This is a genomic window from Pseudomonas canadensis, from assembly GCF_030980095.1.
Taxonomy (GTDB): Bacteria; Pseudomonadota; Gammaproteobacteria; order Pseudomonadales; family Pseudomonadaceae; genus Aquipseudomonas; species Aquipseudomonas canadensis.
This window is the reverse complement of record NZ_CP133298.1, coordinates 3,198,691-3,217,993: the sequence shown is the minus strand read 5'-3', so window position 1 is coordinate 3,217,993 and position 19,303 is coordinate 3,198,691. Positions and strand designations below refer to the sequence as shown.

Here is a 19,303-nt window from a genome sequence, read left to right as displayed (position 1 = left end):
GGCGGCTCGTTGCAGATACATTTTGGAAGGCTTAGTGGTTCACGTCGGCGGTCGTCCTGTGGATCAGAAGGGAGGCAAAGCCTAACCCGTCTTGGCTTTTTTCGGCAAGTCCGCCGCCAATTGCTCAAGAAACATCGCCAAGGCCACTTCTTCGGCCTTGAGCCCTTTGCGCAGGCGCGGCTTGGGCAATTTGGAGAGTTCGCCGAGGCTGAAATGCTCCAGCACGGCAGGGTGGATGTAACACTTGCGGCACACCGCCGGGGTGTTACCCAACTGCTTGGCGACATCCTTGACCATCGACACAACATGCCTTTTGGCATCGGATTCGGGCTGCCACTCCAGTTCCCGCAACACGGCCAACGCCATGGCGGTGCCGGCCCAGGTGCGGTAGTCCTTGGCGGTGAAGTCGGCACCGGTGAGTTTGTGCAGGTAATCATTCACGTCTTGGGAGCTGACGGTGTGCCGCTCGCCATCCTCATCCAGGTACTGGAACAGGTTCTGGCCCGGCAATTCCAGGCAGCGTTTGACCACTGTCGCCAGTCGCCGGTCCTTAACGCTGATTTGGTGCTCGACGCCGCTCTTGCCGCGAAACTGGAACTTGATTTCGCTGCCTTTTACATCCACATGACGGGTGCGCAGGGTGGTCAGCCCATAGGACTTGTTGTCGCGGGCATACTGGGTATTACCGACGCGGATCAGCGTAGCGTCCAGCAGCGTCACCACGGTGGCCAGCACCTTTTCGCGGGTAAATCCGGGCTCGGCTATCTGCGCTTCGAGCTGTTTGCGCAATTTCGGCAGTGCACTGCCGAATTCCTGCAGCCGCGAATACTTGTTTGTGTCCCGCACTTCGCGCCAACGCGCGTGATAGCGATACTGTTTTCGCCCGCGTGCATCGCGGCCGGTAGCTTGCAGATGGCCGCGCGGGTCGGCGCAGATCCACACATCGGTGTAGGCCGGCGGGACGGCAAGGGCGTTGAGGCGCTTGATCTCGTCGGCATCCGTGATGCGTTCGCCCTTGGGGTCGAAATACTGGAACTTGCCGCGCAGCGTCTTGCGGCGGATGCCGGGCTGGGTGTCGTCAACGTAATGCAGGTCGCGTGGCAGCGCAGAGTCGGACATGGGGCGGGTTCCTTGGCAACAAATCAGGCCGGTATGTCTGATGGACCGCAGCGGTGTGCGGTCGTGCCAAAAGGTTGCTTACGCCAACACCGCGACGGCCTTGATCTGTGCCCAGAGTCTCTGGCCGGGGTGGAGTTGCAGTTGGTCGCGGGAGAAACGCGTGATGCGCGCCAGCAACGGCGTGCCACCCGCGTCCAGGCGCACCAGCACATGCGCGCTGTTGTCTGCCGAAATCTCTTGCGTGACCGTAACCGGCAGGCGGTTGAGGATGCTGCTGTGTTCCTCCGCTTGCAGGCTGAGGCTCACATCCCGCGCCTGCACCTTGATACGCAACGCTTTGCCCACCGCCAACGGCGCATGGGCTACACGCATGTGCAAGGCGCTGGCGGGCAGTTGCAGGGTGAGCAACTGATAGTGATCGTCATAGGCACTGACCGCGCCGTTGATCACCACGCCGGCATCGTCACCCAGCGCCAGGGGCAGGTCGAGCCGCGCCAGGGTTTCGCCGATGGGGCCGCTGGCCAGCGCCTTGCCGTCGCTGAGCAAGACGATGTGATCGGCCAGGCGCGCCACTTCATCCTGGGCATGGCTGACATACAGCACCGGGATATCCAGTTCATCGTGCAGGCGTTCGAGGTACGGCAGGATCTCGCTTTTGCGCTGGCTATCGAGGGCGGCCAGGGGTTCATCCATCAACAACAGACGGGGGCTGGTGAGCAAGGCGCGGGCGATGCCGATGCGCTGGCGCTCACCGCCGGAAAGGTGCTGGGGATGGCGGTCGAGCAGGTGGCCGATGCCTAGCAATTCGGTGGCATGGGCCATATCCACACGGCGTTGCTGACGGGGAATGCGCTTGAGGCCGAACTCCAGGTTGGCCCGCACCGACAGATGTGGGAACAGGCTGGCCTCCTGAAACACGTAGCCCAGGCCGCGTTTATGGGGCGGTACGAACAATCCGTTGCGGCTGTCTTGCCAGACTTCATCATTGATCTGGACAAAGCCGTCTTCGGCGCGCTCCAGCCCGGCGATACAGCGCAGGCAGGTGGTCTTGCCGGAACCGGAATGCCCGTACAGCGCCGTCACACCGCGACCGGGCAAGTGCAGGTCGACCTCCAGGGCAAAACCCGAATACTTGAGTTGCAGACGTATATCAATCATCGACATCAACTCCAGCCCATCTTGGTTTTACGGCTGGAATACAGCGCCAGCAACACCAGGAACGCGAACACCACCATGGAGCCGGCCAGCCAATGGGCCTGGGCATACTCCATAGCTTCCACATGGTCGTAGATCTGCACGGACACCACCCGGGTCTTGTCCGGGATATTGCCGCCGATCATCAGCACCACGCCGAATTCACCGACGGTGTGCGCAAAACCCAGGATGGAGGCGGTGATAAACCCTGGTCGCGCCAGGGGCAAAATGACGGTGAAGAACGTGTCCCAAGGATTGGCACGCAAGGTTGCGGCCACTTCCAGCGGGCGTGTGCCGATGGCGGAGAAGGCGTTTTGCAACGGCTGCACCACAAACGGCATCGAATAGATCACCGAGCCAATGACCAACCCGGCGAAGCTGAAGGTGAGGGTACCCAGGCCCAGCCATTGGGTGAACTGCCCGAAGTAGCCATTGGGCCCCATGGTCAACAGCAGGTAAAAACCGATCACCGTCGGTGGCAGCACCAACGGCAGAGCGACGATGGCGCCAATGGGGCCGCGCCACCAGGAACGGGTGCGTGACAACCACAGGGCAATCGGAGTGCCGATGATCAGCAGGATCACGGTAGTCAGTGACGCCAGCTTGATGGTCAACCAGATGGCGGAAAAATCGGCACTCGATAACGGCATTTACTTGGCCAGCTCGTAACCATAGGACTTGATGACGGCAGCGGCTTTAGGCCCCTTGAGGTAGTCGACCAGCGCCTTGGCAGCGGCGCTGTCCTTGCCCTTGTTGAGGATCACCGCGTCCTGTTTGATCGGGTCATGCATGGCGGCGGGAACGATCCACGCCGAACCGCTGGTGACTTTGCCGTCTTTGTAGATCTGCGACAAGGCCACAAAGCCCAGCTCTGCGTTGCCGGTGGACACGAACTGGTAGGCCTGGGTGATGTTCTGGCCTTCGACGATCTTGTCTTTGACCTTCTCGGTCAGACCTTCCTTGGCCAGCACTTGGGTGGCGGCGAGGCCGTAAGGTGCAGCTTTCGGGTTGGCGATCGACAGGTGCTTGAATTCGCTTTTCTTCAACACTTCACCTTTGGCGTCGACGTAACCTTCCTTGGCGGACCACAACGCCAGGGTGCCGACGGCGTAGGTGAAGCGCGAGCCTTTGACGGTGTCGCCTTCGGTTTCGAGCTTTTGCGGCGTGGTGTCGTCGGCGCTCAAGAATACTTCGAACGGCGCACCATTCTTGATCTGGGTGTAGAACTGGCCGGTGGCCCCGTAGGCTGCGACCAGTTTGTGGCCGGTGTCTTTTTCGAAGTCGGCGGCAATCGCCTGGATCGGTGCGGTGAAGTTGGCGGCGACGGCCACCTGGACTTCATCGGCATGGGCCGAACCGAAGGCGAGGGCAGCGACCAGGATGGCCAGGCGTGAGGCGTGAATCTTCATGAAGCAGCTCCTCTGAGGGTGTACGGCTTGTTATAGGTAGAAGGCTTAACCGCTATGTATGTGAATATATAGCGGTTGGCCATTGCCGGTACAGTGCAAAGTTGCCACAGGTTCTACGGGTTGAGTTTGGCCAAGGCCTGCTCCGCCAGTTCGCGCGTCAGGTCATAGGTGGTGGTGTCTTTGCCCAGGCGCAGCGCCTGGCCGGACCATAAATTGCTGAAACCTGCTTCATCCTTGGCCTTGAGCGGGATCAATGCGCCGCCGGAGGTCGGGAATGCCGGCGCGGCTGGGTTGATTGCACCCAACTCCCGCATGACCCGGTTGACGATGCCCCGTGCCGGACGACCGGTGAACAGGTTGGTCAGCGCGGTTTCGCTGGCCTGGGCATGGCGCAATGCGTGGTGGTGCGAAGGCGTGACATTGGCTTCAGGCGTAAACAGGTAAGCCGTGCCGATCTGTACCGCCGAGGCGCCCAGGGCAAAGGCCGCGACAATCCCGCGTGCATCCCCGATCCCGCCGGCGGCAATCACCGGCACGCTGACGGCGTCGACCACTTGCGGCAGCAGGGCGAACAGGCCGATCTGGGTATTGAGGTCATCGCTGAGAAACAAGCCACGATGCCCGCCCGCTTCACTGCCCATGGCGATGATCGCGTCGCAGCCGTGCTGCTCCAGCCAGATTGCTTCTTCCACGGTGGTGGCCGAGGACAGCACTTTCGCACCCGTGGCTTTTACCCGATCCAACAGGGCTTTTTCTGGCAGGCCGAAGTGAAAACTGACGACTTCGGGACGGAATTCCTCGATGACTTGGCAAGCCGCTTCATTAAACGGTTCGCGGTTGGACACGGGCGTCGGCGCCTCAAAATCGGCACCCAATTCACGGTAGTAGGGTTCCAGCAAGTCCTTCCAGCGCCGATCACGCGCTGCGTCGGGGGCTGGCGGCTGGTGGCAGAAGAAGTTGACGTTGATCGGGCGTGGGCTGGCCTCACGGATAGCGGCCAGCGCTTCGCGCAGTTGCGCGAGACTCAGTGCGGCCGCTGGCAATGAGCCCAGCGCGCCAGCTCTATTGGCCTCGATGACCATGGCCGTGGTGGTGCCCACGGCCATGGGCGCCTGGATGATGGGCAGTTCGATCCCCAGCAGATCGATAATGCGGGTGTCTGGCCAGGTGCTCATGGGATGTCTCTCCAGCGTTAGTGAGGCTTTGCCCTGTTTTAGCAGGGCCCATGACCCCCGGCCACTCTGTTTTATTCACTGGACGAGCGGCACGTTTCGTGATGTGCCATTAGTTGAAGGCGTCTCCCAGCACCGCGTGAATCCGCTCGGCGATATGGGCCGCATGGGTTTCCAGGGCGAAGTGGCCGGTGTCGAGCAGTTCCACCACCGCGTTTGGGTTGTCGGCTTGATAGGCGTGTGCACCTGGCGGGATGAAGAACGGATCGTTCTGGCCCCAGATCACCAGTGTTGGCACTTGCTTGGCCTTGAAGAAGGCCTGGAACGCCGGGTACAGCGTCAGGTTGTTGCGGTAGTCGAGGAACAGGTCCAACTGGATCTCGTCATTGCCGGGTCGCTGCATGAGCAGTGCGTCGAGCATGTAGGACTCCGGTGCCACCAACTCGGGCTGATTCACGCCGTGCAGGTACTGGTAGCGCGTGCCTTCCAGGCTGATTACCGCATTGCGGATCACCTCGCGGTTGGCCTGGCTTGGTTCGGCCCAGTAGGCGCGAATCGGTGCCCAGGCGTCCCCCAGACCTTCCAGGTAGGCGTTACCGTTTTGCGAGATCAGCGCGCTGACCCGTTCCGGGTGCGCCACTGCCAGGCGTAGACCTACTGGTGCGCCATAGTCGAAGACGTACAGCGCGTAACGCGTCAATTCCAGCGCATCGACAAAATGTCCGACGGTGATCGCCAGGTTATCGAAGCTGTAGTGGTAGTCGCGCTCGGCAGGCACCTCGGTAAAACCGAAACCCGGCAAATCCGGTGCGATCACCCGAAAGCGCGTAGCGAGCAACGGGATCAGGTCGCGGTACATATGCGACGAACTGGGGAAACCGTGCAGCAGCAACATGACCGGCGCGGAGGGGGCACCGGCTTCGCGGTAGAACATGCGTACGCCGTCGGCATCGACATGGCGGTAGTGAACGACGGAGCTTGGAAGGGTCATGATGAGAGCACCTTTGTAACTTGATTGGATTGATATACTGGTTACCGCTTTCAAAGGCTGTGCCGAAAAAAGTAACCTGTCAAACTATTTATAACGGTTTCAGATTAATTTTGTGTAACTATCCAAGTGGCTAGATAGCGGTTACTATGTCGACGCCCTGACGAGGAATGACCATGACTATCCCAGCCTCCCTTGAACCTTATGTACTCGCCGACGACCCGGTGCTGGACATGCTCAACACGCGCGCCAATGTCGACGCCCAACCGCATGACTTCTGGCAGTCCGATGCCGACGTCGAACGTTGGCTGGTGCGCCTGGGGTGGGTTGAGGAGGAGCAGGTGCCTGTGTTTGAAGCGGGCGCTTTGCTCCGGGTGGGCCGGGAGTTGCGCGAGGTGATCCGTGTATTGCTGGAAGCGCGCAAGGAAGGAGCGCAAGGCGATCCAGCCGCACTGAATGGCTTTTTGCGCAAGGCCGTCAGCCATCCGCAGTTGGCTTGGCCGGCGTCGGGGGAACTACGCGTTGAGCGTCAGCGCAAGCTGCAAACCCCGGAGCAATTTTTCTCGATGATTGCTGAAGCCGCAGCGCGGTTGTTGGTGGACGGGGATTTCAACCTGATCCGCACCTGCGAACATCCGGAATGCGTGTTGTGGTTCTACGATCGCACCAAGGCCCATAAGCGCCGTTGGTGCAGCATGGCGCTGTGTGGCAACCGGCATAAAGTCGCCGAGTTTCGCAAGCGCAAGCTGGGTTAACCCTTGCGCTCACGCTCCAGCAACTGCTGCTTACGTTCCACGCCCCAACGATAGCCCGACAGGTCGCCGTTGCTGCGCACCACACGATGGCAGGGAATGGCGACCGCGAGGCTGTTCGCGCCACACGCTTGAGCCACCGCGCGGAACGATTTCGGCGCGCCAATGCGCTCTGCGATCTGCGCGTAACTGGCCGTGCTCCCCGCTGGAATTTCGCGCAAGGCTTGCCACACCCGCTCCTGAAATGCCGTGCCGCGCAGATCCAGGGGCAGGTCCAGGCCGAGCGCAGGTGCTTCGATAAACCCCACGACCTGTGCCACCAACTGCTCGAAGCGCTGGTCGGCGCCTACCAGTTCGGCCTTGGGAAACTGATCCTGCAGATCGCGCACCAATTGGCCGGGATCCTCCCCCAGCAGAATCGCGCAGACGCCACGGGCGCTCTGCGCCACCAGGATCGCCCCCAGTGAACACTGCCCGACAGCGAACAAGATCGCCGTGTTAGTGCCGCCAGCTTTGTAGTCGCTGGGTTTCATGCCGAGAAGCTGGTCAGCCGATTCATAAAAGCGGCTATTGGAATTGAAGCCGGCGTCATACAACGCGTTCGTCACCGAGTGCGAGCTTTTGAGCCCATCGCGCACCTTGCGCGAACGGTGCGCGGTGGCATAGCCCTTAGGCGTCAGGCCGGTGACGGTTTTGAACACGCGGTGAAAGTGGAAAGGGCTCAGGTTGGCCTGGGCGGCCAGCGCATTCAGGCTGGGCGGCGTCTCGGCTTGTTCGATATGTCGGCAAGCTTGCGCCACCAATTGCGCGTGGTGCGCAACCAGCAGAGTCTGGTCTCCCGCTGCACGTTTGCTGGCGCGGTAACCGGCGGCTTCGGCCTGCACCGGGGTGTCGAAGAACTCGATGTTTTCCGGGCGCGGTAAACGTGAGGCGCTGCTGGGGCGACAGTACACGCCAGTGGTCTTCACGCCGTAGACGAACAGCGCATCAGCCTTGGGGTCGCGGGCGAGGATCGCCGCCCAGCGTGGGTCCTGTTCGGTTGTCATGCTTGGCACTCCTGATGGATTCCGTTCAGATTAATCGCGCCGCGCCTACCTGGCACTCTGAAGCTTGCGGTCAAATCAACCGGCAGTGCGAAACGTGAGGTTGATGCGTTGCGGCCCCATGACCGGATGCACACCGTCCTTGATCGGCATCACTCCGTGGAAGCGCAGGCGATCCACGCCGCCCCAGACCACTACGTCGCCATGAAACAGTGAGACTTTCCGGGTTTTGTCACTGCGTTCGTGTCCACCAAACAGGAAAATCGCCGGCAGGCCAAGCGACACAGATACAACCGGTTCGCTATAGCGACGTTCGTTTTTGTCCTGGTGCAGGGACATTTTGGCGCCGGGCACATAGCGGTTGATCAGGCAGGCATCAGGGACAAAGTCGGGAAAACCCGCCTCTGCCGCCGCGTGCACCGCCAATTGACGCAAGACATCTGGCATCTTCGGCCACGGCTGCTGGCTGCGCGGGTCGAGTGGCGAGTAGCGGTAGCCGGACGTGTCAGTGGTCCAGCCCAGGTCTCCGCAACTGCTCAATGCCGCCGACATGGTAAAGCCGCCGGGTGTGACCATTTGTCGAAACGGTGATTGAGCCAGCACCCGCCGCAGCTCCGGCAGGAGGCGCTCAATCCAGGGCAGGGCGTAGCCCCTTAATACGTAGGACTGTTCGCCAATTTGCTCACGCCCTGCGGGTTGTTGCAGGGCGTCGTCGGTGAACAGGTCAGCGGTGGGGCCGGGCATCGGCTTACAGCGCCTTGCTCACATTGATGTCGGTGATTTCATCACTGGCATCGTGAATTTTCGCCAGGGCTTGCTTGGCTTCTTCCACGCTATTGGTCTGCAGCTGGGCGAACTCAAAGCGGCGTTCGCCGTTGAGCTTGTACTTGATCACGTATTTGGTAGTGGTGTTCACGACTATTTCCTGTGAAGTGTGCGGATCAGCTCAGCTTGGAGCTGGTACGACGCACAATGCGGATCTTGTGGGACAACGCGGGTTTGCGGGTGACGCTGATTGCGCGACGCGTGACTACGTCCAGCGTGATGTTCCAGAACCCGGTGCTCGGCGCAGTGATTTTGGCGGGGAACTTGTCGAAGGCGCCGCCGTGATAGGTGTGACGGCCGCCATTCTTGAAGCTGCGAAAATTCGCATCGCTCATCAGACGGATATTACAAGTCTGAGAGCATTCGATGACGACAATGTCGCCCTCGTTGAGGTGCTCACGCTGGTGGATGAATTTCATGGGTGGAGACTCCAGAAGGGCTTTTTCTGAAAAATCAGAACGATACGTAGGTTAAGATGGAGTTTATCAGCCCCAGCGTGTTTATTATCGGCCCGTCTTCAACGACGTCGACAATTTAAAACAGTTATTTACCGAGTTATCAGGGATAAATCCTACTTGGGCGGGAGAAAATTACCATCTCCGCTGTCGTAGGGTCTTTATCGGAGGTTTTAGTATGAAATGGAGTGTGTTGGTTCTGGCCCTGGCGATTGGTGGGTGTGCTTCGGTTGCAGATATCAAGCAGACCCCTCCGACCTTGGCAGTGATTTCCGGTAAAAAACCGAAGGAATACGCTGCGTGTGTGGTACAGAAGCTGTCGGCGACTCGCCGGCCGCCGCAGATCGAACCGCATAAGGACGGCGGTGTGCAGGTGATTGTGCCGCAGAAATTCTCGGCCGATCCTTCGGCGATCTTCGAGATCGATGAGCGCTCCAGTGGCAGTAGCATCAAGCTTTACGAGAGCATGTCCAATGTGCCGATCCGTCCGGGTGACGTGAAGAAGGCCGGCGAGGACTGCATTTCCGGCTGATCTGGCCTGTTCAACCCAGCGACTTCCAATCCGATAAAAAAGCCTGGCCGCGTATGCGTAAAGCCAGGCTTTTTTTTGTGCTGCGTTTTTGGAGTTGTCGCGAGGGGGTCATTCCCCTACCATTTGTAGGCTTATGCCGTAAGAGTCTAAGCATATAACTATAAAATGGAGCCGTGATGATGTCTCTGGAACGAGTACTGATGGGCAGTGCGCTGCTGTTGCTATTGGGCAATGCCCACGCGCTGGAGGGGAGGAAGATCTTTGCCGAGGGCGGTTCGCAGCCGGGTGCCATGCCGTGTGTAGCCTGTCATGGTGCCGATGGCGCGGGATGGCCGCAGCAGGCTTTCCCCGGTTAGCGGGTTTGCCCGCGCCGTATGTGCGTAAACAACTGGAGGATTTCAAAGGTGGCAGCCGTTCAAATCCCGTGATGCAGCCGGTGGCGAACGCGCTCACGGACGCTGAAATCGAGGCGGTCAGTCAGGCGCTGGCGGCAATGCCGGGGCCTGTTCCACAGGCGGTCTATCGCGGCGATATGCCGCTCAATGCTGCACAAAAGCTCGCACAACAAGGCGCCTGGGAACGGCAGATTCCGGCCTGTGCCAGTTGTCATGGCCCAGCAGGGACGGGGGTCGGTGACGCATTCCCGCCCCTGGCCGGCCAACCCGCCGCTTACCTGGCAGCGCAATTGATGGCTTGGCAAAATGGCACCCGCCACAATGATCCGAATGACTTGATGGGGCACATCGCTAAGTCCCTCACGGCAGAAGAAGTGCAGGGTGTGGCCCAGTATTTCGCTTCGCTGAAACTGGAGGCCAAGCCATGAGTCCGTTGATATTAGCCTTGGGCCTATTGGCTGTTCCCTCGGCTAACGCCGCCACGATCGCCATGGTAGACCAATCACAGTTGCAACCCGCCAGCCACGCTGCGGTCAGCCAATTCCGGCCGCCTCAAGAGAGCGAACTGCCCGACAATGCTTACGGCAAGCTGGTGAGAGAGGGGTATGCGTTGTTCGTGGATACTCAGCGGCTGGCACCGAAATATGTCGGTAACGGACTCAACTGCAGCAACTGCCACCTGGACCAGGGTCGCCTCGCCAACTCGGCGCCACTGTGGGCTGCGTACCCGATGTACCCGGCCTATCGGAAGAAAAACGACAAGGTCAATACCTTTGCCGAGCGATTGCAGGGCTGTTTCCAGTTCAGTATGAACGGCGGCACACCCCCGGCCGCAGACAGCTCTGAGATCACCGCGCTTTCGGTGTATGCCTACTGGCTGGCGAGCAAGGCACCGCTGGGTGTCGAGCTGCCTGGTCGTGGCTACCCAGACGTTGCGCAACCGGCCAAGGGTTATAACCTGGCTCAGGGTGCCCAGGTGTACCAGGAGCAGTGCGCGGTCTGCCACGGCGGCGAAGGGCAGGGCCAAAAGGTCGGTGAGCACTATGTGATGCCACCCCTGTGGGGAAAGGATTCCTACAATTGGGGCGCCGGCATGCACCGCATCAATACGGCGGCGTCCTTCATCAAACACAACATGCCGCTGGGCAAGGGCGGCAGCTTGAGCGACCAGCAAGCCTGGGACGTTGCAGCCTATGTCAACAGCCATGAACGGCCGCAGGATCCGCGATTGGTTGACGGTTCTGTGGAGAAAACCCGGGTCAAGTTCCACGCCAACGATGGCGTCAATCTCTACGGCCAAAACGTAGAAGGCGTGCTGATCGGGCAGGGCATCCGTTAAACTGTTACCCGATCAATGCAAAAATGCCGCGCAAACCCTCGGTTTGTGCGGCATCTGCCTTTTTGGGAAGTCTTTCATGAAGCGTGAACACGTCAGGGCTCGCCAGGCCGAAGGCCAGATATCGGCCACTCACATCATCCAGAACCCTGCCGATCTTGGGGAGTGGATCGTATTCTTCAAGAAAAGCGGCGGCCGCAGTTTTTTCCTGGTGGACGATCAGGATGAAGTCGAGTCGTTCGCGCGCCTGGATGACCTGGTGGAGACCATCCGCAGCCTGGGCATCAAGTTTGCCGATATTCAGTTGTAAGCCTCAAGCTTATTTGCAGACCACCACTACACTGCGACTCTTGTAGTTACCCACGTCCTGCCCCAGGGTCTTGTCGCTTTCCTTGAGCGACGGCGTGCCTTCGGTACCGACGATGCGGTAGCCGGTACCGGCACACGAGGCGTCAGCCTTTTCGTAGCAGCTGGCCCAGGAATTGGCTTCGCCTGAGCAATCGATGGTCAGACCTTGTTCACCGTTTTTCAGGTAGACGTCAGAAGTGGTGGTGCAGCCGGCGAGTGCCAGTACCGCAGTCAGTGCCAGAATCTTGTTCATGTGTGTTCATCATCGAGGGTGTTGGAAGGGCGCTGACACTGTCGTGGGGCGTTTCGGCGAGATTATAGCGAACTGCCATGTACGTACAGACAAACACAAAAAAGCCCCGGTCAAACGGGGCTTTTGCGCAGCGCTTGGACGCTTACTTGCCCTTCGGCCGCTTGCTCGATGCGTGGCCCGCTTCATCCACAAACACCTCAGCTACCGCGATAGCCTGGCTTTCGGTCGGGAATACCCCGGCGACGCTGTCACCGTGGAAGTTGATCAAGTGCCAACCGTCCGCTCGCTGTGTGATCAGGTAGCCGTTCACGCCTTTTGGTTCTGACATCTATCAAGTATCTCGTGGTGTGGTTCAAGGGCCTTATGATAGCGCCAAATGCAGCGATTCAGCGCAAGTTATTCCAGGTCAGTGTTCCGGTTGCAAAAGCGTGCTAAAAAGAGTGCAGCCCTTTGAAACATTGAGGTGCAGCCGTTTTTTGCCGCGGCGGTGGGAGCGCGGTCCATAAGGCCAGCGGAACTTACGCCGAGATTTTTTCTCTATGATGACATCGCAACGCCAGCAGGACCCATTGTAAGGTGACTGCGGCCTGATTAGACTGCGCCGAATTCCGTACGCACAGCCCTTTGTAAGGACTCATATGATCAAGAAATGCTTGTTCCCAGCAGCCGGTTACGGCACTCGCTTCTTGCCAGCGACCAAAGCCATGCCCAAAGAGATGCTGCCGGTGGTGAACAAGCCACTGATTCAGTACGGCGTCGAAGAGGCACTGGATGCCGGCCTGAACGAAATCTCCATCGTCACCGGCCGTGGTAAGCGCGCGCTGGAAGACCACTTCGACATCAGCTATGAGCTGGAAAACCAGATCAAGGGCACCGACAAGGAAAAATACCTGGTCGGCATCCGCAAGCTGCTGGACGAGTGCTCGTTCTCCTACACCCGTCAGACCCAGATGAAAGGCCTCGGCCACGCGATCCTGACTGGCCGCCCGCTGATCGGTGACGAACCGTTCGCCGTGGTGCTGGCGGATGACCTGTGCGTCAACCTGGAAGGCAAGGGTGTTCTGGAACAGATGGTTGATCTGTACAAGAAATACCGTTGCACCATCGTCGCAGTCCAGGAAGTGGACCCACAGGAAACCAACAAATACGGCGTGATCGCAGGCGACGAAATCGGCGATGGCCTGATCCGCGTGCGTGACATGGTTGAAAAACCAGCACCGGAAGACGCACCTTCGAACCTGGCGATCATCGGTCGTTACATCCTGACCCCGGATATCTTCAAGCTGATCGAAGAAACCGAGCCAGGCAAGGGCGGCGAAATCCAGATCACCGACGCCCTGTTGAAGCAAGCCAAAGACGGTTGCGTGATTGCCTACAAGTTCAAGGGCCAGCGCTTCGATTGCGGCGGCGCTGAAGGCTACATCGAAGCGACCAACTTCTGCTACGAGCACTTCTACAAGACTGGCAAGGCTTACTGATTCAAGCTGTAAGCGTCCCGGTCCAAAAAAGCCACCTTCGGGTGGCTTTTTCGTTTTTCAGCCCCATGTAAGTCGGTATGCTGGTGTTCTGCCGAGGAGAGTGAAATGGCCTACGATTTTGACCTGTATGTGATTGGCGCCGGTTCCGGCGGTGTTCGTGCGGCGCGTTTTGCCGCAGGCTTTGGTGCCAAGGTGGCCGTGGCGGAAAGCCGCTACCTGGGTGGCACGTGCGTCAACGTCGGCTGCGTGCCGAAGAAACTGTTGGTGTATGGCGCACACTTTGCCGAAGATTTTGAGCAGGCCAGCGGATTTGGCTGGTCGCTGGGTGAGGCGAATTTTGATTGGGCCACCCTGATCGCCAACAAAGATCGTGAGATCAACCGCCTGAACGGCATTTACCGCAACCTGCTGGTCAATAGCGGCGTGACCCTGCATGAGGGACACGCTCGTCTGGTGGATGCGCATCAGGTCGAAATCAACGGCGAGCGCTTTACCGCCAAACACATCCTGATCGCGACGGGTGGCTGGCCGCAGATTCCGGAAATTCCGGGCCGTGAACATGCGATTGGTTCCAATGAAGCGTTTTTCCTCAAAGAGTTGCCCAAGCGTGTATTGGTTGTCGGTGGTGGCTACATTGCCGTCGAGTTCGCGGGGATCTTCCACGGCCTGGGTGCGCAGACAACCCTGCTGTATCGCGGTGACTTGTTCCTGCGTGGTTTTGACGGTTCGGTGCGTACGCACCTGAAGGAAGAGCTGACCAAGCGTGGCCTGGACCTGCAATTCAATGCAGACATCGAGCGCATCGACAAGCAAGCGGATGGCAGCCTCAAGGCCACGCTGAAAGACGCCGCGTGTTGGAAGCGGACTGTGTGTTCTACGCCACTGGCCGCCGTCCGATGCTGGACAACCTTGGCCTGGAGAACACGGGCGTGAAACTCGACAAGCGTGGCTTCGTCGAAGTGGATGATCTGTATCAGACCGCTGAGTCGTCGATCCTGGCCATCGGCGATGTAATCGGGCGCGTGCAGCTGACACCGGTTGCGTTGGCTGAAGGCATGGCCGTGGCGCGTCGCCTGTTCAAGCCGGAGCAATATCGTCCGGTGGATTACGCCATGATTCCGACGGCGGTGTTCAGCCTGCCGAACATTGGTACTGTTGGCCTGACCGAAGAGGAAGCGAAAGAGAAGGGTCATAAGGTGCAGATCTTCGAAAGCCGTTTCCGGCCAATGAAGCTGACCCTGACTGAATGCCAGGAAAAAACCCTGATGAAGCTGGTGGTGGACGCTGACACCGACCAAGTGCTGGGTTGTCACATGGTCGGTCCGGATGCCGGCGAGATCGTCCAGGGCTTGGCGATCGCGCTCAAGGCGGGCGCGACCAAGCAGCATTTCGATGACACCATCGGTGTGCACCCTACGGCGGCGGAAGAGTTCGTCACCATGCGCACGCCTGTGTCAGGCTGATCAGCTCTCGGGTGTTGCCTCTGGCGCCGTCGCAACGGCGGCTGCCAGGCGCAATGCCTCGATACTGGCCTGGGTTTTGATCAGTTCCAATTCCAGGATTTTATTGGATTGTTGATGTTCAGCCAACGCTTCCTGGCGTGACTGGCTCTCCTGCACCGCAACGCGCAGACGCTCCTGAAGCAGGGTGCGCTCGCTGTCAATCAGGCTCACCTGTTCGCTCAGCTTGAGCTGCTGGGCCTGGTCTTTGCGGGATTGCTCCTGCAGCGCCGTCAACTCTTTCGATGTCACTCGATGTTCAATCAGCAGTCGCTCATTGTCGCGGTGCAGTTGGGTGATTTCATCCTGGCGCACCATGGCGCTCTGCTGGGCTTGGCGCAGCTCGGCTTGGACCTGTTGCAGTTGCCCTTCGTGACGACGCTGTTCCTGCTCACGCTGCTCCTTGATCGCATTACGGTAATGCTCCAAGGCATCCCTTGCGTGCAGGTGCTTTTCTTCCAGCGAGCGAATCTGTTCGTCCTTATCGTTGATCCGTAATTCGTAATCACTGCACGCCTGGCTCAGCCCGGCGTTACGGGTTTGTTCGGTCTGCAGGCTGGTGCTGGCGGTTTGCAGGGCCGCGCTTTCTTCTGCCAGGGCGGCGGCCTGGATATCAAATTGTTGCTTGAGTTGGCCGTGTGCTTCCTCAAGGGCTTCCAGTTGGGCGAGCAGGGCGGCTTTCTGTTGCTCGAACTGCGCCAGGGCCAGGTCGATAGGCTCCTGGGCTTTCTCCTTCAAGCGTTGCGCCAGGCGCGCTACCAGTTCACCAAGCTCGTCGTCGATGGGCGCTTCGGTGATGGTGGCTCGGCTTTCGCTCTCATCCAGCTCCTTCAGATAGCGATGAATCGGGTTTTCGAGCCGGTATTGCCCATTTCGATGCGTACGGCGTCGATGCTGGGGTTTTCGCCACGGGCGAGGATCGCCAGGCGTGCCGTCTGAACTACTGCTTTGTTAATGCCGCCGCGAGCCATGGGGTCTCCGTCGATTTCGTAATGTGGTATGTATCATGTATATACATACTGTATCACAAATAAAAAATCGTTCAAATTCACAATTTAACAGATGGGATATTGACGTATTATCCCGTGTCATTGACATTTAATCCGCCAAAGCAACTGCCAGCAGTACGAATGGGCCTTTCATGAGCGATCTGGATCGTTACCTCAACGCCGCCACACGCGATAACACGCGACGTAGTTATCGTGCGGCCATCGAGCATTTCGAAGTGAGCTGGGGAGGGTTCCTGCCCGCGACCAGCGACAGCGTGGCGCGTTATCTGGTGGCGCATGCCGGAGTCTTGGCGGTCAACACGCTGAAGCTGCGGCTGTCGGCACTGGCGCAGTGGCATACGAGCCAGGGTTTTCCCGACCCAACCAAGGCGCCGGTGGTGCGCAAAGTGCTCAAGGGCATTCGTGCCGTGCACCCGGCGCAGGAGAAGCAAGCCGAGCCTTTGCAACTCAAGCACCTTGACCAGGTGGTGGCTTCTCTTGAAAAGGAGGCGAAACACGCAGCCCACGACGTGTCTCGGCTACTGCGCGCCAAGCGCGACACTGCATTGATCCTGCTGGGTTTCTGGCGAGGCTTTCGCAGCGATGAGCTGTGTCGGCTCGAGATCGAGCATGTGCAAGCGACGCCTGGTGCCGGGATCAGCCTGTATCTGCCGCGCAGCAAAAGCGACCGCGACAACCTCGGCAAGACTTATCACACACCGGCGCTTTTGCGCCTGTGCCCGGTGCAGGCCTACAGCGAGTGGCTTAGCGCCTCGGCATTGGTGCGTGGCCCGGTGTTTCGCGGCATCGATCGCTGGGGCAACCTGGGGGAGGAGGGGTTGCACCCCAACAGTGTGATCCCGCTGCTGCGCCAGGCGCTGAAGCGCGCCGGCATCCCCGCCGAGCAATACACCAGCCACTCACTGCGCCGGGGCTTTGCCACGTGGGCCCATCGCAGCGGTTGGGATTTGAAGTCGTTGATGAGTTACGTCGGCTGGAGCGACATGAAATCCGCCATGCGCTATGTTGAAGCGACGCCCTTTCTTGGCATGACTCTGGCGACGCCACCGCTGCTTTGAGATTTCTTCTATTAATACAGTCACCTGATAGGGAAAACCAATCGTCAGCATCAGGTTTGCCAATGAGCCATCGGCCAAGAGAGTGGGTAGGATTCACTTCATCAACTTACTAAGCCCTTCTACAAACCTGACGGAGAGTCAACGATGCCTATCATCAACAGCCAAGTAAAACCGTTCAAAGCTACCGCCTACAAAAACGGCAACTTCGTAGACGTGACCGACGCTGACCTGAAAGGCAAATGGTCCGTGGTGTTCTTCTACCCAGCCGACTTCACCTTCGTTTGCCCAACCGAACTGGAAGACCTGGCCGACAACTACGCCGAATTCCAGAAGCTGGGCGTCGAGATCTACAGCGTGTCCACCGACACCCACTTTGCCCACGCTGCCTGGCACAACACTTCGCCAGCCATCGGCAAAATCCAGTACACCATGATCGGTGACCCAACCCTGACCATCTCCCGCAACTTCGACGTACTGATCGAAGAAGCAGGCCTGGCAGACCGCGGTACTTTTGTGATCAACCCAGAAGGTCAGATCAAGATCGTTGAGCTGAACGACGGCGGTGTTGGTCGTGACGCTTCCGAGCTGCTGCGCAAGATCAAAGCCGCTCAGTACGTTGCTGCCCACCCAGGCGAAGTGTGCCCAGCCAAGTGGAAAGAAGGCGAGGCCACCCTGGCTCCGTCCCTGGACCTGGTCGGCAAGATCTAAGTCTGTGAAGTCTCAAGGGCGGTATTCCGCACTTAAGTAAGCTGCATCCGCCCCCAAAACGCCCGGGCGAGATTCGCTCGGGCGTTTTTTTTGTCTGCAATAAACCGAATCAATAGGAAATCGCCCGTATGTTGGACGCCAATCTTACAGCTCAGTTGAAGTCATACCTGGAACGGGTCACCCAGCCGATCGAGATCGTCGCCTCCCTCGATGACGGCGCGAAATCCCAGGAAATGCTTGCCCTTTTGCAGGATGTTGTCAGCCTCACCACGCTGATTACCCTGAAAACCGATGGTGATGATGCGCGTAAGCCGTCGTTTTCCATCAACCGCCCGGGTGCCGAGATCAGCCTGCGTTTCGCCGGCATCCCCATGGGCCATGAATTCACTTCGTTGGTGTTGGCCTTGCTGCAAGTCGGTGGCCACCCGTCGAAGGCCAGTGTCGAAGTGATTGAACAGATCCGCGCTCTTAAAGGCGAGTTCAGCTTCGAGACTTACTTCTCGCTGTCCTGCCAGAACTGCCCGGATGTGGTCCAGGCGCTGAACCTGATGGCCGTGCTCAACCCGAACATCCGCCACGTCGCCATCGACGGCGCGCTGTTCCAGGCGGAAGTCGACGAGCGCCAGATCATGGCGGTACCGAGCGTTTACTTGAATGGTGTGAACTTCGGCCAAGGCCGCATGGGCCTGGAAGAAATCCTCGCCAAGCTCGACACCAGCGGCATCGAAAAAGCCGCCGAGAAAATCAGCGCCAAAGACGCCTTTGATGTGCTTGTGGTCGGCGGTGGCCCAGCCGGTTCTGCGGCGGCGATCTACGCTGCACGTAAAGGCATCCGTACCGGCGTTGCTGCTGAGCGCTTTGGCGGCCAAGTGCTGGACACCATGTCAATCGAGAACTTCATCTCGGTACAAGAAACCGAAGGGCCGAAACTGGCCAGCGCGCTGGAAGCCCACGTACGTCAATACGATGTGGACATCATGAACCTCCAGCGCGCCAGCAGCCTGGTGCCCGCGAAAAACGCCGGTGACTTGCACGAAATCCGCTTCGAAAGCGGTGCGACCCTGAAGTCCAAGACCGTGATCCTGGCCACCGGCGCCCGCTGGCGCGAAATGGGGGTGCCGGGTGAGCAGGAATACAAGGCCAAAGGCGTGTGCTTTTGCCCGCATTGCGACGGTCCGCTGTTCAAGGGCAAGCGTGTGGCGGTGATCGGCGGCGGTAACTCAGGCGTTGAGGCGGCCATCGACCTGGCCGGTATCGTCAGCCACGTCACCCTGCTTGAGTTCGACAGCAAATTGCGCGCCGACGCCGTGCTGCAGCGCAAGCTCTACAGCCTGCCGAACGTTGACGTGATCACCAGTGCGTTGACCAGCGAAGTGAAAGGTGATGGCCAGAAAGTCACCGGCCTGGCGTACAAGGATCGCGACAGCGGCGAGTTCAAGACCATCGACCTGGAAGGGATCTTTGTACAGATCGGTTTGCTGCCCAACACTGACTGGCTCAAAGGCACCGTTGAACTGACGCCGCGCGGCGAGATCATTGTCGATGCGCGGGGGGAAACTTCACTGCCCGGCGTGTTTGCTGCCGGTGACGTGACGACGGTACCCTACAAGCAGATCGTGATTGCCGTGGGTGAGGGCGCCAAGGCTTCCCTGAGTGCTTTCGATCACTTGATCCGGACTTCCGCCCCGGCGTAAATCCGGAACCGGAAATGAAAAACCCCATGAGTGAT

The 19,303-nt window shown here is 59.2% G+C and carries 20 protein-coding genes and 3 pseudogenes; 10 read left to right on the top strand and 13 right to left on the bottom strand.

Going from position 1 to position 19,303, the window contains the following annotated elements:
• Positions 1-81: 81 nt before the first annotated feature.
• From RB216_RS14595 to RB216_RS14570, 6 genes are all read right to left on the bottom strand, one after another.
• Entirely contained in the window at positions 82-1,119 is a 1,038-nt protein-coding gene (locus tag RB216_RS14595) for a DNA topoisomerase IB (protein ID WP_122727140.1), read from the bottom strand.
• Between the two features lie 78 nt (positions 1,120-1,197).
• Positions 1,198-2,277: a molybdenum ABC transporter ATP-binding protein gene (gene modC / locus RB216_RS14590; protein WP_068933381.1), complete on the bottom strand. Its 1,080-nt coding sequence runs from the start codon at positions 2,275-2,277 to the stop codon at positions 1,198-1,200.
• A gap of 5 nt (positions 2,278-2,282) precedes the next feature.
• A complete protein-coding gene (gene modB / locus RB216_RS14585; RefSeq protein WP_016974800.1) occupies positions 2,283-2,963 on the bottom strand; it encodes a molybdate ABC transporter permease subunit in 681 nt (226 codons plus the stop codon).
• Positions 2,964-3,722, bottom strand: coding sequence for a molybdate ABC transporter substrate-binding protein (gene modA / locus RB216_RS14580; RefSeq protein WP_028616228.1), 759 nt, complete (start codon positions 3,720-3,722; stop codon positions 2,964-2,966).
• 113 nt (positions 3,723-3,835) lie between these two features.
• Positions 3,836-4,897 carry an NAD(P)H-dependent flavin oxidoreductase gene (locus tag RB216_RS14575; RefSeq protein ID WP_028616227.1) on the bottom strand — a complete coding sequence of 354 codons (1,062 nt, stop codon included), beginning with the start codon at positions 4,895-4,897 and terminating at the stop codon, positions 3,836-3,838.
• Positions 4,898-5,006: 109 nt separating this feature from the next.
• On the bottom strand, positions 5,007-5,885 hold the full coding sequence (locus tag RB216_RS14570; RefSeq protein WP_028616226.1) for an alpha/beta fold hydrolase: 879 nt from the start codon (positions 5,883-5,885) through the stop codon (positions 5,007-5,009).
• Positions 5,886-6,058: 173 nt separating this feature from the next.
• Between RB216_RS14570 and RB216_RS14565 the strand changes: the two genes are divergently transcribed.
• A complete protein-coding gene (locus tag RB216_RS14565; RefSeq protein WP_028616225.1) occupies positions 6,059-6,637 on the top strand; it encodes a CGNR zinc finger domain-containing protein in 579 nt (192 codons plus the stop codon).
• Here RB216_RS14565 and ada read toward each other — a convergent pair.
• The 4 genes from ada to RB216_RS14545 all read right to left on the bottom strand — a co-directional run bounded on the left by ada (position 6,634) and on the right by RB216_RS14545 (position 8,921).
• Positions 6,634-7,680, bottom strand: a complete 1,047-nt coding sequence (ada, locus tag RB216_RS14560; protein WP_308907455.1) for a bifunctional DNA-binding transcriptional regulator/O6-methylguanine-DNA methyltransferase Ada — start codon at positions 7,678-7,680, stop codon at positions 6,634-6,636. The genes RB216_RS14565 and ada overlap by 4 nt on opposite strands.
• A 75-nt stretch (positions 7,681-7,755) precedes the next feature.
• Positions 7,756-8,421, bottom strand: coding sequence for a DNA oxidative demethylase AlkB (gene alkB, locus RB216_RS14555; protein WP_308907454.1), 666 nt, complete (start codon positions 8,419-8,421; stop codon positions 7,756-7,758).
• Between the two features lie 4 nt (positions 8,422-8,425).
• Positions 8,426-8,593 (bottom strand): hypothetical protein, encoded by a 168-nt coding sequence (locus tag RB216_RS14550; protein ID WP_016974793.1) that lies wholly within the window; start codon positions 8,591-8,593, stop codon positions 8,426-8,428.
• A gap of 25 nt (positions 8,594-8,618) precedes the next feature.
• The gene (locus RB216_RS14545; protein ID WP_003191319.1) at positions 8,619-8,921 is read right to left on the bottom strand and encodes a DUF1883 domain-containing protein; all 303 of its coding nucleotides are present in this window, start codon (positions 8,919-8,921) and stop codon (positions 8,619-8,621) included.
• 214 nt (positions 8,922-9,135) lie between these two features.
• On the opposite strand from RB216_RS14545, the gene RB216_RS14540 reads away from it, so the two are divergent.
• From RB216_RS14540 to RB216_RS14525, 4 genes and pseudogenes are all read left to right on the top strand, one after another.
• Complete coding sequence (locus tag RB216_RS14540; protein ID WP_028616222.1) at positions 9,136-9,489, top strand: hypothetical protein; 354 nt, start codon at positions 9,136-9,138, stop codon at positions 9,487-9,489.
• A gap of 176 nt (positions 9,490-9,665) precedes the next feature.
• Positions 9,666-10,312, top strand: a pseudogene (locus RB216_RS14535) (c-type cytochrome).
• A 62-nt stretch (positions 10,313-10,374) separates the two neighbouring features.
• Positions 10,375-11,223 carry a c-type cytochrome gene (locus RB216_RS14530; RefSeq protein WP_372514808.1) on the top strand — a complete coding sequence of 283 codons (849 nt, stop codon included), beginning with the start codon at positions 10,375-10,377 and terminating at the stop codon, positions 11,221-11,223.
• A 76-nt stretch (positions 11,224-11,299) separates the two neighbouring features.
• Entirely contained in the window at positions 11,300-11,530 is a 231-nt protein-coding gene (locus tag RB216_RS14525; protein WP_068933096.1) for a hypothetical protein, read from the top strand.
• Between the two features lie 9 nt (positions 11,531-11,539).
• On the opposite strand, the gene RB216_RS14520 is transcribed toward RB216_RS14525, so the two are convergent.
• Together RB216_RS14520 and RB216_RS14515 are read right to left on the bottom strand one after the other, a co-directional pair.
• Positions 11,540-11,821 carry a hypothetical protein gene (locus RB216_RS14520; RefSeq protein WP_016974790.1) on the bottom strand — a complete coding sequence of 94 codons (282 nt, stop codon included), beginning with the start codon at positions 11,819-11,821 and terminating at the stop codon, positions 11,540-11,542.
• Between the two features lie 142 nt (positions 11,822-11,963).
• On the bottom strand, positions 11,964-12,149 hold the full coding sequence (locus RB216_RS14515) for a hypothetical protein (protein WP_028616218.1): 186 nt from the start codon (positions 12,147-12,149) through the stop codon (positions 11,964-11,966).
• A 310-nt stretch (positions 12,150-12,459) separates the two neighbouring features.
• On the opposite strand from RB216_RS14515, the gene galU reads away from it, so the two are divergent.
• Together galU and gorA are read left to right on the top strand one after the other, a co-directional pair.
• The gene (galU, locus tag RB216_RS14510) at positions 12,460-13,299 is read left to right on the top strand and encodes a UTP--glucose-1-phosphate uridylyltransferase GalU (protein WP_028616217.1); all 840 of its coding nucleotides are present in this window, start codon (positions 12,460-12,462) and stop codon (positions 13,297-13,299) included.
• 105 nt (positions 13,300-13,404) lie between these two features.
• Positions 13,405-14,762: pseudogene (gene gorA / locus RB216_RS14505) on the top strand (glutathione-disulfide reductase).
• On the opposite strand, the pseudogene RB216_RS14500 reads toward gorA, so the two are convergent.
• A pseudogene (locus tag RB216_RS14500) lies at positions 14,763-15,769 on the bottom strand (DNA-binding protein).
• A 170-nt stretch (positions 15,770-15,939) separates the two neighbouring features.
• Between RB216_RS14500 and RB216_RS14495 the strand changes: the two are divergent.
• From RB216_RS14495 to ahpF, 3 genes are all read left to right on the top strand, one after another.
• Entirely contained in the window at positions 15,940-16,866 is a 927-nt protein-coding gene (locus RB216_RS14495; protein WP_308907452.1) for a site-specific integrase, read from the top strand.
• Between the two features lie 144 nt (positions 16,867-17,010).
• Positions 17,011-17,574, top strand: a complete 564-nt coding sequence (ahpC, locus tag RB216_RS14490; protein ID WP_003173835.1) for an alkyl hydroperoxide reductase subunit C — start codon at positions 17,011-17,013, stop codon at positions 17,572-17,574.
• Between the two features lie 128 nt (positions 17,575-17,702).
• Positions 17,703-19,268 carry an alkyl hydroperoxide reductase subunit F gene (ahpF, locus tag RB216_RS14485; RefSeq protein ID WP_308907451.1) on the top strand — a complete coding sequence of 522 codons (1,566 nt, stop codon included), beginning with the start codon at positions 17,703-17,705 and terminating at the stop codon, positions 19,266-19,268.
• Positions 19,269-19,303: the final 35 nt, after the last annotated feature.